This window comes from Nitratireductor pacificus pht-3B, assembly GCF_000300335.1.
In the GTDB taxonomy this organism is placed as follows: Bacteria; Pseudomonadota; Alphaproteobacteria; order Rhizobiales; family Rhizobiaceae; genus Nitratireductor; species Nitratireductor pacificus.
Genome location: NZ_AMRM01000003.1, coordinates 156264 through 171193, shown reverse-complemented (window position 1 = coordinate 171193; position 14930 = coordinate 156264). Strand labels below are relative to the sequence as shown.

Genomic DNA, 14930 nt, shown 5'->3' with positions numbered 1-14930 from the left:
AATCGGCGGCGCGCGGACCAGGCCATACTTGTTGCCATTTCATGACATGTCGTTTCTACTTTTGCCCGGAAGGTTGGGGCATGCAGAACGCCCATCAATTTAAGCAACAGGATCATGTAATTTTTTGAACTGTCGGCTTAGCTGCGCGTCGCTGCTTCCTGGATCGCCGTGCGTCCTTCCCGACGCACAAAGGATGATCCAGATTGTTGAGGGAGCATCGGAATAAACCGAAAACCGGCTTCCAGGTTTCAGTTCGATGCTCTGGAACGGCATCGGGGCCGGATGTTTCCATCCGGCCCCGGCAGAATGCGTATCTGTTGAAGCCGGGAGATCGAAGGGTGTCGCGGAGACGCCCTTTCCCGGCAGATCGGCTCAGGCTTCGTCGCCCGCGCCTTCCTCGGCGTCCGCCTCGTGGTCCTCGGCGAGGTCGTCGATGTCGGCGTTCGGATCGAAGAACGCGTCCGGACGGGCGCTGTCATTGATGTCCTCGCCGTAGATCGCCTCGGCCGAATCGAGCGTCTCGCCGCGGGCCTGGCGCTCGGCTTCGTCGGTCGAACGGGCGACGTTCATGGTCACGGTGACCTCGACCTCGGAATGCAGCGCGATCGCCACGTTGATCAGGCCGATGGTCTTGATGGGCTGGTTGAGCTCCACCTGGCTGCGGCCGATCTTGAAGCCTTCCTCGCCGAGCGCCTCGACGATGTCGCGCGCCGACACCGAACCGTAGAGCTGGCCGGTCTCGGCGGCGGAACGGATGACGACGAAGGTCTTGCCGTCGAGCTTTTCGGCGACGCCCTGCGCTTCGTTCTTCTGTTCCAGGTTGCGCGCCTCGAGTTCGACGCGCTGCGATTCGAACTTCTTGCGGTTGGCCTCGTTGGCGCGCAGCGCCTTGCCCTTCGGCAGGAGGAAGTTGCGGGCGAACCCGTCCTTGACCTTCACGACATCGCCCATCTGGCCCAGTCGTGCAATGCGTTCGAGAAGGATGACATCCATCGTTTCTGTCCTTTGTCTTCGGCGCTGGCGCCGGAATTCGCATGAAGGCAGGGCAGAAACGGAAGAGCCGGTCGAGCGGCTGGTGTTCGCTGTCCTGCCTGTCGGCAGTTAGGGATCGTTCGATCCCAACTCGGGATTTGCAGAAAACCTCGTCCGCGCCCGCCGCGGGGAGGGGTGCGGGCGGCGAACCGCCCGCGCCGGAACTTACTTCACCACGTAGGGGAGAAGGCCGAGGAAGCGGGCGCGCTTGATGGCCTTGGCCAGCTCACGCTGCTTCTTCTGGCTGACCGCCGTGATGCGGGACGGAACGATCTTGCCGCGCTCGGAAATGTAGCGCTGCAGGAGCTTGACGTCCTTGTAGTCGATCTTCGGAGCGTTGGCGCCGGAGAACGGGCAGGTCTTGCGGCGACGGTGGAACGGACGCCGCGTCGGGATCTGGTTGATGTCGACCATTATTCGCCACCCTCATTGCTGTCGCGGTCACGGCGCGGGCCGCGGTCGTCACGGTCGCGGCGCGGACCACGGTCGTCGCGGTCGCGGCGCGGGCCACGGTCGCCGCGATCACCACGGTCGTCGCGGCGCTGCATCATCGCGGACGGGCCTTCCTCATGCGCATCGACGCGCACGGTCATGAAGCGCAGAATGTCTTCCGACAGACCCATCTGACGCTCGACTTCCTTGACGGCCGCCGCCGGGGAATCGATGTCCATCAGCATGAAATACGCCTTGCGGTTCTTGTTGATCCGGTAGGCGAGGGACTTCTGTCCCCAGTTCTCGACCCTGCCGACGGTGCCGCCGCCCGCTTCGATCACACCCTTGTACTGTTCCACAAGGGCATCGACCTGCTGCGGCGAGAGATCCTGCCGGGCAAGGAACACATGCTCGTAAAGTGCCATTGTCTTGCCTTTCTTCAGTTCACGTCATACCGGACCCCAACGGCAAAAGCCTCTGCGACCTCCCTGTCCGGAACTCCGGGAAGAAAGGCGCAAGTTGGTGACGGTCGAGAGCGGAGACACGGGAGGCGGAGGAACTTGCCCTCGCGACACGCACCGACAGGCGCGCGGCCCTCCGTTCAGCCCCCAGCTGGGACCGGCAGACCGCGCGCTTATACAGTTTCTGGAAGAGAATGCAAGGCGCCCGCCTCAGGCGAGCACGAACCAGAAGTCGAGGTCCACGCTCGCCGGGTCGCACAGGTCGAGAAGCGGCTGGCAGACGGGATGTCCCACATAGCCTTCGCACAGGCGCTTCGTCTCGCCGAGGGAGCGTCCGAAGGTCACCTCGCAGAACCGGCCTTCGCTGCCGCGTCCGATGAAGTGCAGGCGCGTGTTGTCGGACCGGTCGAGATATTCGGCCTCGATGCGGTTGGAGATGGCCAGCACGTCCGGCTCGTCCGCTTCGGCTCCATCGGCGATGGCGAAGGTTCCGAACTCGACGCAGGAAAAATCAGACGGAGGGGAAGCGACCGGTTTCAAGATGCGGTTGCGCGAAAGCCTTATGCTGTCGGTGTCCAGCAGGGCCATGAAGGCCCGGGCGCTCGGCGCCTCCATATGCGCGCTCAGCATCGCGTCGAAACTCGCATCGTCGCGGGCGAGGATGACGTCGGCGAATCCGCCCCTGAGGTTGCCGAGGAAGGCGTGGAACAGGATGCCGTCCATCGGGCGCAGGAATTCCTCCTGCCAGGTGAGGGCGGCGTCAATCAGACGTCCGGTCTCGGCCTCCGCGCGCTTTTCGTATCGGGCGAAGCCGGCCACGCTCAACGGGCCTCCGCTTTTTCTCAACATCGCTGGTTTTCCTGTTTTGCCGCGCCAGCCGTTCTGACTGGTCTTGCCGGACCTGTTGCGCTGGAGTAGCTACGGCAGGGAAGTGACAATTTCTGTCAGGGTCGGGCCGGTCGGAATGCGGGCATCGCGTCTTTTCGGATTGCTGGAGCAGTTGCGCATGCACCGCCAGCCGGTCAGCGCGGGGCATCTTGCCGAAACGCTGGGGGTCTCACCGCGCACCATCTACCGCGACATAGCCACGCTCCAGTCCATGGGCGCTCCGGTGCGCGGCGAAGGCGGCGTCGGCTACCAGCTCGAGCGCGGCTACTTCCTGCCGCCGCTCCACTTCGACCCCGACGAGCTCGACGCGATCGCGCTCGGCATGCAACTCATCGCCGCGCGGGGCGACGGCGACCTGAAGCAGGCGGCCGCGCGCGTGGCGGCCAAGCTGGACGCCGTCGTGCCCGGCGGCGAGCACCGGCGCGTGCGCCAGGGGGACATGATCGCCTATGCGAAGGCGTCGGAGGCGCAGCGGCATCTGGCGGGCCTGCGCAGGGCGGTGCGCGAGCGGCGGCGGCTCAGGATCGGCTATCTCGATCTGAAGGAGGTGGAAACCACGCGGCACGTGCGGCCGCTCGGCCTCACCGCCTTCGACAATGTCTGGCTGCTGACGGCGTGGTGCGAGGAACGCGACGATTTCCGCAATTTCCGCGTCGATCGGCTGACAGGGATCGCCGAGACCGGCGAGCGTTTCGCCCCGCAGGCAGGCAGGGAATTCAAGGATTACCTGAAAACCCTGCGCTGAAACGGGCCGCCCGCTTACGTCTTCAGCCGGTATCCGGTCCTGAAGATCCACCAGACGGCAGCCAGGCAGATCGTCAGGAAGAAGATGATCATGCCGATGCTCACACCGACGCCGACATCGGCGGTCTCGTAGAAACTCCAGCGGAAGCCGCTGATCAGGTAGAGGACGGGATTGGCCAGCGTCACCTTCTGCCAGAATTCGGGCAGCATCTCGATCGAGTAGAACGACCCGCCGAGGAACACGAGCGGCGTGATGATGAGCAGCGGGATCAACTGCAGCTTCTCGAAATTGTCGGCCCAGATGCCGATGATGAAGCCGAACAGGCTGAACGTCACCGCCGTCATCACCAGGAAGAACAGCATCCAGAAGGGATGGCGGATCTCGATCGGCACGAACAGATGCGCCGTCGCCAGGATGATCAGGCCGAGGATCAGCGATTTCGTCGCCGCCGCCCCCACATAGCCGAGCACGATTTCCAGGAAGGATACCGGCGCCGAAAGCAGCTCGTAGATCGTGCCGATGAACTTTGGAAAATAGATGCCGAAGGACGCGTTGGAGATGGAGTTCTGCAGCAGCGTCAGCATCATCAGGCCGGGCACGATGAAGGCGCCGTACTCGATGCCGTCGATGGTCTCGATGCGCGAGCCGATGGCCGCCCCGAAGACGATGAAATAGAGCGAGGTGGACAGGACCGGCGAAATGACGCTTTGCAGCAGCGTGCGTTTCATGCGCGCCATCTCGAACAGGTAGATGGATTTTACAGCCTCGAAGTTCACTGGTTTTCCTCCACGACAAGGCTGACGAAGATGTCTTCGAGCGAGCGTTGTTCTGTGTCGAGATCCTTGACGGTGATGCCGGCGCCGCTCAGTGCTGCGAGCAGCGAGGCGATGCCCGTCCGCTTGGCCTGGGTATCGTAGTGATAGGTGATCCGCTGCCCGCCGTCGGTAAGTTCCAGCGCATAGTTGGACAGGTCGCCCGGCAGCGCCTTCAGCGGCTCCTGGAGGTCCAGGGTCAGCTGCTTCTGGCCGAGCTTGCGCATCAGCTCGGCCTTGTCCTCGACGAGGAGAAGGCGGCCCTTGTTGATGACGCCGACGCGGTCGGCGATCTCCTCCGCCTCCTCGATGTAATGCGTCGTCAGGATGATCGTCACGCCGGTGTCGCGCAGCCGCTTGACCAGCCGCCACATGTCCTTGCGCAACTCCACGTCGACGCCGGCAGTCGGCTCGTCGAGGAACAGGATGCGCGGCTCGTGCGCCAGCGCCTTGGCGATCATTACGCGGCGCTTCATGCCGCCCGAAAGCGCCATGATCTGCGTGTCCTTCTTGTCGTAGAGGGAGAGGTCTCGCAGGATCTGCTCGATCAGCGCGGGCGCGGGCTTCTTGCCGAACAGGCCGCGGCTGTAGCTGACCGTCGCCCAGACGGTCTCGAAGGTCTCCGTATGGAGTTCCTGCGGCACCAGGCCGATCAGCTGGCGGGCCTGCCGGTAGTTCTGCACGATGTCGTTGCCTTCGACGGTCACCGTGCCGGTGGAGGGCCTGACCAGGCCGCAGACGATGGAGATCAGCGTCGTCTTGCCCGCACCGTTCGGGCCGAGAAGCGCCAGGATTTCACCCCGGCGGATGTCCAGATCGACGCCGTTGAGCGCCGTCAGGCCGGTCTTGTAGGTCTTGGAGAGATTCTTGATGGAAAGCGCGTTCGTCATGGAAACAGATCCGTGATGTCGGGAGCGCTCGGATGAGCCGCGCTCATATAAGCAGATGAACGCTCACATGCCAGCGACCGGGCATGGTCGCTGACATTTCCTGACATTACGGAATGCGGAAACCCGGACCGGTCAGTTGTTCTCCGGGTCCGTTTCCGCCTCGACGGCGAGCTGCGCCGTGCGCACGACGGCGAACAGCGTCGGCAGGCCGAAAGCCACCGACAGCGTGATCTCGCCGCCGCGCTTCAGGCCGAGCAGGCCGGAGATGCCCCATACGGCGGCGGCGGACACCGCGGCGACCTCTGTGGAAATGAACAGCGTCACCGCGACGATGCCGACCATCTGCGCCGGCGTTATGCGGCGCCGGCGCCGCGTCTTGTCGGACGGGATCACCGCGTCCTGTGCCGAATGGGCCATCTGGATAATCCTGATTGAAGCGACTTTTCGAAGAATCCGCGGCCGGGACCGGCTTGGGACGAGCGATGACGAACCCGAATTGTGGATTTTTCATGTCGGCGCATCCGCGCGGTGCCGTTTGCCCAAAAGGCTTGACGGACAAGGTGTGTTGCGTCACCAGATGCGCCCGACAGTGAATGTATCCAGGAGACTTGGCGATGAGCATCGCTTTCACCTTTCCAGGCCAGGGCAGCCAGGCCGTCGGCATGGGACGCGATCTGGCCGACGCGTTTCCTGAGGCCCGCGCCGTGTTCGAGGAAGTGGACGACGCGCTCGGCCAGAAGCTCTCGAAGCTGATCTGGGAAGGCCCGGAAGACGAGCTGACGCTGACCGCCAACGCCCAGCCGGCGCTGATGGCGGTGTCGATCGCGGTCATGCGCGTGCTGGAGAAGGGTGGTCTCCCGCTTGCGGGCAAGGTTGCCTATGTCGCCGGCCATTCGCTCGGCGAATATTCCGCCCTGTGCGCGGCCGGCACGTTCTCGCTCGCCGACACGGCGCGGCTCCTGCGCATTCGCGGCAACGCCATGCAGGCGGCGGTCCCGGTAGGGCAGGGTGCGATGGCGGCGATCATCGGCCTCGAGGCGGATGACGTCGAGGCCGTCTGCGCGGCGGCCGGCAAGAACTCCGTCTGCCAGATCGCCAATGACAATGGCGGCGGACAGCTGGTGATTTCCGGCGCCAAGGCCGCGGTCGAGGAGGCGGCGAGGCTTGCCTCCGAGAAGGGCGCCAAGCGCGCGATCATGCTGCCGGTCTCCGCACCGTTTCATTCCGCGCTGATGCAGCCCGCCGCCGACGCCATGGCCGAAGCGCTGGCGGATGTGGCGAAACAGGCGCCCGCGGTGCCGGTCGTCGCCAATGTCACCGTCACCCCGCTGTCCGATCCCGACGAGATCGCCGCGCGGCTGGTCGAGCAGGTGACGGGCCGCGTGCGCTGGCGCGAGACGGTCGCCTGGTTCGGCGACAACGGCGTCGAGACGCTTTACGAGATCGGCTCCGGCAAGGTCCTGTCGGGTCTCGCCCGCCGCATCAACCGCGACCTTGGCGCCGTGCCGGTCGGCGCGCCCGCCGATATCGATGCCGTGATGAAGGCGCTCGGCTGATTGCGCGGAGAATTGATTTCCCGAGCCTCGCCTGAGGCATGTTGCCCGAATTTTCGAAAAGGACATGACCATGTTTGATCTGAGCGGCCGCAAGGCGCTGGTGACCGGAGCCTCCGGCGGCATCGGCGAGGCCATCGCCCGCATCCTTCACGCGCAGGGCGCGACGGTCGGCCTGCACGGCACGCGCGTCGAGAAGCTCGAGGCGCTGGCCGGCGAGCTTGGCGAGCGGGTGAAGCTGTTTCCGGCGAACCTGTCCGACCGCAATGAAGTCAAGCAGTTGGCGGAGAAGGCGGAATCGGAACTCGAGGGCGTCGATATCCTGGTCAACAATGCCGGCATCACCCGTGACGGCCTGTTCGTGCGCATGAGCGATGCGGACTGGGATGCGGTTCTGGAGGTCAACCTGACCTCGGTCTTCCGCCTGACACGGGAACTGACCCACCCGATGATGCGCCGCCGTTTCGGCCGCATCATCAACATCACCTCCGTGGTCGGCGTGACCGGCAATCCCGGCCAGGCGAACTACTGCGCCTCGAAGGCGGGCATGATCGGCTTTTCCAAGTCGCTCGCCCAGGAGATCGCGAGCCGGTCGATCACGGTCAACTGCGTCGCCCCCGGCTTCATCGAATCGGCCATGACCGACAAGCTCAACGAAAAGCAGCGCGACGGCATCATGGGCGCCATCCCGATGAAGCGCATGGGCACGGGCGCCGAAGTCGCCTCCGCCGTCGCCTATCTGGCGACCGACGAGGCAGCCTATGTCACCGGCCAGACCATTCATGTGAATGGCGGCATGGCGATGATCTGAACGCCGGAGGTCCGGGCGACGCGATGACGACGATCGAGACCCGGCGCTTCCTGCTGCGCGACTTCGAGGCCGGCGATGCACCGGCCTTCGCCGCCTATCACGCCGATCCCCGCTTCGTGGCGGCGCGCGAGGCCGCCGGTCAGGAGGCGGGCGATCCCGTTGCGCTGGTCGAGCTGTTTCGCCGCTGGGCCGGCGAGCGGCCGCGCCGCAACCATCAGCTGGCGGTGGTGGAGCGGCAAACCGGCCTTCTGGTCGGCTGCTGCGGTATCCGCACCGCCGATTGTCCACAGGGAAGCGGCGAGCTGGGCATCGAGCTGTCGGCGGACCTGTGGGGGCGGCACGGCTGCGCGCTGGAGATCGCCGAGGCTCTTGCGGCGTTCGGCTTCACGACGTTGGATCTCGACACCATTTTCGGCGAGACCACCACCCACAACCGTCCCGCGGCGCGGCTGGCGGCTTTTCTGGGCGCAGAGCTCGAGGAACAGCCCGGAATGCATGAAACGCAAGGTCCCGCGTCCGCTGCGAAACCGGCCATCTGGCGCGTCGGGCGCGCGCAGTGGCAGGCCAGGAAGGTTGCCGGCGAGGCCTGATCCGACGGGCGGGTGAGGGCCGATTAACGCTTGGCGCGCGCGGTGAAATCGTGATATGCGCCCGCCCGACAGGTTCTGCCGTGAGGAGAGCGCGCCGCTTGCGGTCGTGCTCGTCGCGGAAGAAAAGGAGAGGCTGGGCAGCGGCATTGCCGCTGCGGCAGTCGTTATTTCAGCTTGATTAGCGGCAATCCTGCGGCTAACGAAGATCGGAAATTCAGAAAGTCGAGGGTTCTCACATGAGCGATACTGCAGAGCGCGTAAAGAAAATCGTTGTCGAGCATTTGGGCGTCGAGGGCGAGAAGGTCGTCGAGGCGGCAAGCTTCATCGACGATCTCGGCGCGGACAGCCTCGACACGGTCGAGCTGGTCATGGCCTTCGAGGAAGAGTTCGGCGTCGAGATTCCCGACGATGCGGCCGAGACGATCCTCACCGTCGGCGACGCGGTGAAGTACATCGACAAGGCGACCGCCTGACGCCATCCGGCGTTTTCCTTCCAGGCAATTGCCAAGGCGGATAATCAGCATATGAGACGCGTCGTCGTCACCGGCATGGGCCTTCTTTCACCCTTCGGCCTCGGGGTCGAGCACGGGTGGAAGAGCCTGCTTTCTGGCAAGAGCGCGGCGAGCCGCATCGACCGTTTCGAGGTCGACGACCTGCCGTGCAAGATCGCCAACACGATCCCGCGCGGGGAAGGCGAAGGGGCATTCAGCGCCGACGCCTTTCTCGAACCGCGCGAGCAGCGCAAGATCGGCGAGTTCATCACTTACGGCATCGCCGCGGCCGATCAGGCGCTGGAGGATTCCGGCTGGAAGCCTGAGACCGAGGACGAGAAATACGCCACCGGCGTGCTGATCGGCTCGGGCATCGGCGGCATCGAAGGCATTGCCGAGAACGCCCTGGTTCTCCAGGAACGCGGCCCGCGCCGCATCAGCCCCTTCTTCATTCCCGGCAACATCATCAACCTCGTCTCCGGACAGGTCTCGATTCGCCACGGGCTGAAGGGGCCGAACCATGCCGTGGTGACGGCCTGCTCGACCGGGGCGCATGCCATCGGCGACGCGGCGCGCCTGATCATGCTCGGCGATGCCGACGTGATGCTGGCCGGCGGTGCGGAAGCGCCGATCACGCGCCTGTCGATTGCCGGCTTCTCCGCCTGCAAGGCGCTCTCCACGGGCTTCAACGACACGCCCGAAAAGGCGTCCCGCCCCTATGACCGTGACCGCGACGGTTTCGTCATGGGCGAGGGCGCCGGAGTGGTCGTCCTGGAGGAGCTGGAGCATGCCAAGGCGCGCGGCGCCAAGATCTACGCAGAAGTGGTCGGCTACGGCCTGACGGGCGACGCCTATCACATCACGGCTCCGGCCGAGGATGGCGACGGCGCCTATCGCTGCATGATGGCCGCGCTGAAGCGCGCCGGCCTGACGCCGGCCGACATCGATTACATCAATGCGCATGGCACCTCGACCATGGCGGACACGATCGAGCTTGGCGCCGTCGAGCGCCTGCTGGGCGATGCGGCGGACAAGGTCTCCATGTCGTCCACCAAGTCCTCCATCGGCCATCTTCTGGGCGCCGCCGGCGCTGCGGAGGCAATCTTCTCCATTCTCGCCATCCGCGACAATGTCGCGCCGCCGACCATCAATCTGGACAATCCGCAAGTCGAGACGCCGATCGACCTGGTGCCGAACAAGCCGCGCCAGCGGCAGATCGACGTGGCGCTGTCCAACTCCTTCGGTTTCGGCGGCACCAACGCGTCGCTGGTCTTCCGCCGCTACGCCGCCTGACGCGCATTCCGCCGGGTGAAAGCGCCCGGCGCCGGCGTGAACGCGGCAAAGCGGGATCGATGGCGCCGCGTTTCGATGAAAGGCCCCGGCGGCGGGGCCAAAACGGGCTTGCAGTTTTGCCATTTTCGCAATTCAGTCTCCCGGATGACGAATCGAGGTGACAGACCGCAGACCCGATCATGAATGCGAGAGTGTTCGTGACCGGTGTTGTACGGAGTTGATCCTCAAGAATGGAAATGGCGGCGGATACGGCCGCTGAGGGAGCGATCCAGGCACGATGACGGGCACTTCCGGCGAACAAGAATCCTTCGGACGTCAAGGCGGCGATCAGCGCGGTCGCGTCTTCAAGCCCGCGCACCAGACCCTGCGGCCGGAAGCGGGGACACCGCCTCCGCGGCGTTCGCGCCGGGCGCGCAACCAGTTCGTCGTATTCCTGAACTTCGTGTTCTCGTCGATCGTGTTTCTGGTGGTGCTCGCCGGCATCGCCTTCTATTTCGGCAATCGCGAGTTCCACCAGCCGGGTCCGGCGCGTTCGGCCGAGACCGTGCTGATCAAGCCGAACACGGGCGTGCGCGAAATCGCCAGCCTGCTGGAGCGCCAGGGCCTGATCAGCGATTCGCGCATCTTCGTCGTCGGCCTGCGCGCCTATGGCGCCGACAGCCAGATGAAGGCCGGCGAGTATGAGATCAAGGCCGGCGCGTCCATGCACGAAATCATGGAGCTTCTGAAGAGCGGCAAGTCGCTGCTTTACTCGCTGACCATTCCCGAAGGGCAGACGGTCGCGCAGGTGTTCGACCGCATCCGCGACACGCCGGAGCTTTCCGGCGATCTGCCGGCGGAACTGCCGGCCGAGGGAAGCCTCGCCGCCGACACGCTGCGCTTCACGCGCGGCATGGACCGCGCCCAGGTGGTGGCCAAGCTCGCCGAGGACCAGCAGGAACTGGTCGACAGCATCTGGGAACGGCGCGACGCCGACCTGCCGGTCAAGGACAAGGCCGAGTTCGTCACGCTTGCTTCCATCGTCGAGAAGGAGACCGGACGGGCCGACGAGCGATCGCGCGTCGCTGCGGTGTTCCTCAACCGGCTGCGGCGCGGCATGCGCCTCCAGTCCGATCCGACCATCATCTATGGTCTGTTCGGCGGGCAGGGCAAGCCGGCGGACCGCCCGATCTACCGCTCGGACATCGACAAGAAGACGCCCTACAACACCTATCAGATCGACGGCCTGCCGCCGACGCCCATCGCCAATCCCGGGCGCGCTGCGCTGGAAGCCGTGGCCAACCCCTCGCAGACCGACGAACTCTATTTCGTCGCCGACGGCACGGGCGGGCACGTCTTCGCCAAGACGCTGAAAGAGCACAATGAGAACGTGGCGCGCTGGCGCGCCGTCGAAAGACAGCGGCGCGCCGAGGAAGCCGAGGGCGCACAGCAGGAATCCGGCGCGAATTGACCGTGGCCGGTCTCAGGCAGGAAACAGCGATGGGCGAGCTTCACAGCATGACCGGTTTTGCGCGCGCGGCGCAGGACCACGACGCGGGCGCCATCGCCTGGGAGGTCAAGTCCGTCAACGGACGCAGCGTGGAAGCGCGCTTTCGCCTGCCGCCCGGTTTCGAAAGGATCGAGCAGCCGGCAAGGCAGCTCCTGCAAAAGCGCTTTGCGCGCGGCAATTTTCAGGCGTCGCTGACGCTGAGCCAGGGCGGCGCCTATCGCCGTCCGGTGGTCGATGAGGCGTTCCTCAAGGAAGTCGCGGCCCTCGCTTCCCGCCTGCAGGAGCAGTTCGGCACGGCGCCGGCCACCGCCGACGGGCTTCTCGCGCTGCGCGGCGTGCTCGACTATCCCGACCCCATCGCCGACGACACGCTGCGCGAGGCGCTCGACGCGGCGATCCTTGCGGCCTTCGCGCAGGCGCTCGACGGGCTTGCGGAAGCGCGGCGCGGCGAGGGAGCGGCCCTGGCGGCGTTGCTTGCAGATCAGGTGGACCGCATCGAGGCGCTGACGAAACGCGCCGAGGACGATGCCTCGCGTGCGCCGGAAACCATCCGCGCCCGCCTTCAGGAGCAGGTGGCGCGTCTGCTGGAGGCGACGACCGGCTTCGACGAGACCCGCCTGCACATGGAAGCGGCGCTGCTCGCCGCGAAGGCGGATATCCGCGAGGAACTCGACCGGCTCGCGACCCATGTGGCCGCGGCGCGGGCGATGCTGGCTGCGGGCGGCGCGGTCGGCCGCAAGCTCGATTTCCTCGGACAGGAATTCAACCGGGAAGCCAACACGCTGTGCTCGAAGTCGAATGCTGCCTCCGTCACCGCCATCGGCCTCGAGCTGAAGGCGGTTGTCGACCAGTTTCGCGAGCAGGTGCAGAATCTGGAGTAGATCATGGCGTCAGACCCTTCCTCCTCCATCTCCGACACGATCGCGCGGCGCGGCCTGATGCTGGTCCTGTCGTCGCCCTCCGGCGCCGGCAAGTCGACCATCGCGCGCACGCTTCTGGCGCAGGTGCCGGGCTTCGAGCTGTCGGTCAGCGTTACCACCCGGGCGCGTCGCGGCAGCGAGATCGAGGGCGTGCACTATCACTTCAAGTCGCAGCGCGACTTCGAGATCATGCGCGACAATGACGACCTGCTGGAATGGGCCGAGGTCCACGGCAATTTCTACGGGACGCCGCGCGCCCCCGTCGAGAAGGCTCTGTCGGAAGGCCGCGACATGCTGTTCGACATCGACTGGCAGGGTGCCGCGCAACTCCGCGAGAAGATGCGCGGCGACGTGGTGTCGATCTTCATCCTGCCGCCGACCATGAAGGAATTGCTCGGACGGCTGACCCGGCGCGCCGAGGATTCGTCCGAGATCATCCAGACCCGCCTGAAGAACGCCCGCTTCGAGATCGAGCAATGGCTCGACTACGACTATGTGGTGATCAACGACCAGCTCGACCGGGCATTTTCCTCGGTCCGCTCGATCATCGAGGCCGAGCGCCTGCGCCGCGACCGGCGGCCGGGTCTCTACGATTTCATCAACGGCCTGCTCGGCGAAGAGCCTTCATAGGCTCGTTCGGCGTTTCTGTGAAACGTTGAACGGGTCTACAGAGCGCGCGCCAGCGCCGCGAACTCGGCCACCGAAAGCGTCTCCGCGCGCCGCGTGCCCTCGATACCGGCACGGGCCAGCAGCGCCTCGCCGCCGAGCGGCTTCAGGCTCTGGCGCAGCATCTTGCGGCGCTGGCCGAAAGCGGCTTCGGTGACGCGCGCCAGCACGGTGGCGTCCACCGCAAGCGGTTCGGCACGCGGCGTCAGCTGCACCACCGAGGACGTCACCTTGGGGGGCGGGGTGAAGGCCTGCGGCGGCACGTCGAAGGCGATGCGGGCATCGCTGCGCCAGCCGGCGAGCACGCCGAGGCGCCCATAGGCCTTGTCGCCGGGTGCGGCGACGATCCGCTCCGCCACCTCGCGCTGGAACATCAGCGTCATCGATGCGTAGAAGGGTGGCCAGGCGGCAGGCGTCAGCCAGCGCACCAGCAGCTCTGTGCCGATGTTGTAGGGAAGGTTGGCGGCGATCCGCACATTCGAATAGCCGGCGGCGAGCGCGGCGAAATCCGTTTCCAGCGCGTCGCCGCTGATCACCTCCAGCCGGCCGGGATAGTGGTCGGCGATCTCTGCGAGCGCCGCCAGGCAGCGCTCGTCGCGCTCGACGGCGACGACGCGGGCCGCGCCGCCCATCAGAAGAGCGCGCGTCAGCCCGCCGGGACCCGGCCCCACCTCGATCACCGTCGCGCCCGACAGGTCGCCCGCCGCGCGGGCAACCTTGGCGGTCAGGTTGAGGTCGAGCAAAAAATTCTGGCCGAGCGACTTCTTCGCCGCGAGCCCGTGCCTGGCGATAACGTCGCGCAGCGGCGGCAGCCCGTCGATGCTCATGCGGGGTCCGCGCTGTTGTCGGCCAGCCGGCGCGCCAGCAGGATGGCGGCGATCATGCTGTCGGGCCGCGCTACCCCCTTGCCGGCAATGTCGAACGCCGTGCCGTGATCGGGCGAGGTGCGGATGAAGGGCAGGCCGAGCGTGACATTCACCGTCTCGTCGAAGGCGAGCGTCTTCACCGGTATCAGCGCCTGGTCGTGATACATGCACAGAGCCACGTCGTAGGCCTCGCGGGCGCGGGCGTGAAACATCGTATCGGCGGGCAGCGGCCCGAACGCGTCGATCCCCGCCGCGCGCAGGGCCGCAACGGCCGGTGCGATGATCTCGGCGTCCTCGCTGCCCATGGCGCCGCCTTCGCCCGCATGCGGGTTGAGGCCGGCGATCGCGAGGCGCGGCGCGGCGATCGCGAAGCGCTCGCGCAGGTCGCGGGCGGCGATGCGCGCGGTCTCCTCGATCAGCGCGCTTGTGAGGGTGGTGGGCACTCTCGAAAGCGCCTGATGGACCGTCACCGGTACGGTGCGCAGCTCGGGGCCGGCGAGCATCATCACGGGGGTCGCGGCCGTGCCCGTCGCCTCCTCGGCCAGATGTCCGAGAAACTCCGTATGGCCCGGAAAGCGGAAGCCTGCATCATAGAGCGGTTTCTTGGCGATCGGCGCGGTGACGATTGCCGAGGCGCGGCCGGCCAGCGTGTCTTCGACGGCGCGGGTGATCGCCTCGACGATGCCGGCGGCATTGGCGGCGGAAGGCTGACCGGGCGTGTCGGTCAGGCTGTTTTCGAGCGTGGCGACAGGGAGGCGTTCGGCGAAGAAGGCTTCGGTGTCCTGCGGCGCGACTTCGGCAAGCTGCGCATCCAGCCCCAGATGCCGCGCGCGCGCCGCCAGAAGGGCAGGGTCGCCCAGAACATAGAAGGGTGGCAGGGAAAGCGCTTCGCGCCGGATCCATGCCTGGAGGACGATCTCCGGGCCGATGCCGGACGGGTCTCCGATGCTCAGCGCCAGGGGAAGCACGGCACAGCCTTCTCGAGGGAGCG

18 protein-coding genes are annotated in these 14930 nt (G+C 66.0%); 9 read left to right on the top strand and 9 right to left on the bottom strand.

Translation table 11 applies throughout. The features are described from left to right. Positions 1–372: 372 nt before the first annotated feature. From rplI to NA2_RS03835, 4 genes are all read right to left on the bottom strand, one after another. Positions 373–993 carry a 50S ribosomal protein L9 gene (gene rplI / locus NA2_RS03850; protein ID WP_008594383.1) on the bottom strand — a complete coding sequence of 207 codons (621 nt, stop codon included), beginning with the start codon at positions 991–993 and terminating at the stop codon, positions 373–375. Between the two features lie 204 nt (positions 994–1197). Beyond that, positions 1198–1446, bottom strand: coding sequence for a 30S ribosomal protein S18 (gene rpsR / locus NA2_RS03845; protein WP_002963610.1), 249 nt, complete (start codon positions 1444–1446; stop codon positions 1198–1200). Then, positions 1446–1889, bottom strand: a complete 444-nt coding sequence (gene rpsF, locus NA2_RS03840) for a 30S ribosomal protein S6 (protein ID WP_008594378.1) — start codon at positions 1887–1889, stop codon at positions 1446–1448. The genes rpsR and rpsF overlap by 1 nt, the downstream gene beginning before the upstream one ends. Positions 1890–2135: 246 nt before the next feature. Then, positions 2136–2774, bottom strand: coding sequence for a hypothetical protein (locus tag NA2_RS03835; protein ID WP_040676657.1), 639 nt, complete (start codon positions 2772–2774; stop codon positions 2136–2138). 157 nt (positions 2775–2931) lie between these two features. Here NA2_RS03835 and NA2_RS03830 point away from each other — a divergent pair, with 157 nt between their 5' ends. After that, a complete protein-coding gene (locus NA2_RS03830; RefSeq protein WP_008594374.1) occupies positions 2932–3558 on the top strand; it encodes a helix-turn-helix transcriptional regulator in 627 nt (208 codons plus the stop codon). A 14-nt stretch (positions 3559–3572) separates the two neighbouring features. On the opposite strand, the gene NA2_RS03825 is transcribed toward NA2_RS03830, so the two are convergent. The 3 genes from NA2_RS03825 to NA2_RS03815 all read right to left on the bottom strand — a co-directional run bounded on the left by NA2_RS03825 (position 3573) and on the right by NA2_RS03815 (position 5677). Beyond that, complete coding sequence (locus NA2_RS03825) at positions 3573–4334, bottom strand: ABC transporter permease (RefSeq protein WP_008594372.1); 762 nt, start codon at positions 4332–4334, stop codon at positions 3573–3575. After that, positions 4331–5260, bottom strand: a complete 930-nt coding sequence (locus NA2_RS03820) for an ABC transporter ATP-binding protein (protein WP_008594370.1) — start codon at positions 5258–5260, stop codon at positions 4331–4333. Before NA2_RS03820 ends, NA2_RS03825 begins: the two co-directional genes overlap by 4 nt. Before the next feature lie 132 nt (positions 5261–5392). After that, the gene (locus tag NA2_RS03815; RefSeq protein ID WP_008594368.1) at positions 5393–5677 is read right to left on the bottom strand and encodes a hypothetical protein; all 285 of its coding nucleotides are present in this window, start codon (positions 5675–5677) and stop codon (positions 5393–5395) included. A 197-nt stretch (positions 5678–5874) separates the two neighbouring features. Between NA2_RS03815 and fabD the strand changes: the two genes are divergently transcribed. From fabD to gmk, 8 genes are all read left to right on the top strand, one after another. Then, positions 5875–6816 (top strand): ACP S-malonyltransferase, encoded by a 942-nt coding sequence (fabD, locus tag NA2_RS03810; protein ID WP_008594366.1) that lies wholly within the window; start codon positions 5875–5877, stop codon positions 6814–6816. Positions 6817–6886: 70 nt separating this feature from the next. Beyond that, positions 6887–7624 carry a 3-oxoacyl-[acyl-carrier-protein] reductase gene (fabG, locus tag NA2_RS03805; RefSeq protein WP_008594364.1) on the top strand — a complete coding sequence of 246 codons (738 nt, stop codon included), beginning with the start codon at positions 6887–6889 and terminating at the stop codon, positions 7622–7624. A gap of 23 nt (positions 7625–7647) precedes the next feature. Then, the gene (locus tag NA2_RS03800) at positions 7648–8214 is read left to right on the top strand and encodes a GNAT family N-acetyltransferase (protein ID WP_008594363.1); all 567 of its coding nucleotides are present in this window, start codon (positions 7648–7650) and stop codon (positions 8212–8214) included. A 236-nt stretch (positions 8215–8450) separates the two neighbouring features. Further along, complete coding sequence (locus tag NA2_RS03795; RefSeq protein WP_008594361.1) at positions 8451–8687, top strand: acyl carrier protein; 237 nt, start codon at positions 8451–8453, stop codon at positions 8685–8687. Between the two features lie 51 nt (positions 8688–8738). Next, positions 8739–9998, top strand: coding sequence for a beta-ketoacyl-ACP synthase II (gene fabF, locus NA2_RS03790; protein WP_008594357.1), 1260 nt, complete (start codon positions 8739–8741; stop codon positions 9996–9998). A 277-nt stretch (positions 9999–10275) separates the two neighbouring features. Beyond that, on the top strand, positions 10276–11448 hold the full coding sequence (mltG, locus tag NA2_RS03785; RefSeq protein ID WP_008594355.1) for an endolytic transglycosylase MltG: 1173 nt from the start codon (positions 10276–10278) through the stop codon (positions 11446–11448). A gap of 29 nt (positions 11449–11477) precedes the next feature. Then, positions 11478–12368: a YicC/YloC family endoribonuclease gene (locus tag NA2_RS03780; protein ID WP_008594353.1), complete on the top strand. Its 891-nt coding sequence runs from the start codon at positions 11478–11480 to the stop codon at positions 12366–12368. 3 nt (positions 12369–12371) lie between these two features. Beyond that, a complete protein-coding gene (gmk, locus tag NA2_RS03775) occupies positions 12372–13037 on the top strand; it encodes a guanylate kinase (RefSeq protein WP_008594351.1) in 666 nt (221 codons plus the stop codon). A gap of 35 nt (positions 13038–13072) precedes the next feature. Here the strand turns inward: gmk and rsmA are convergent, their stop codons facing one another. Both rsmA and pdxA read right to left on the bottom strand, forming a co-directional pair. Continuing rightward, positions 13073–13900: a 16S rRNA (adenine(1518)-N(6)/adenine(1519)-N(6))-dimethyltransferase RsmA gene (rsmA, locus tag NA2_RS03770; protein ID WP_008594349.1), complete on the bottom strand. Its 828-nt coding sequence runs from the start codon at positions 13898–13900 to the stop codon at positions 13073–13075. Then, positions 13897–14907: a 4-hydroxythreonine-4-phosphate dehydrogenase PdxA gene (gene pdxA / locus NA2_RS03765; RefSeq protein ID WP_008594347.1), complete on the bottom strand. Its 1011-nt coding sequence runs from the start codon at positions 14905–14907 to the stop codon at positions 13897–13899. Before pdxA ends, rsmA begins: the two co-directional genes overlap by 4 nt. Positions 14908–14930: the final 23 nt, after the last annotated feature.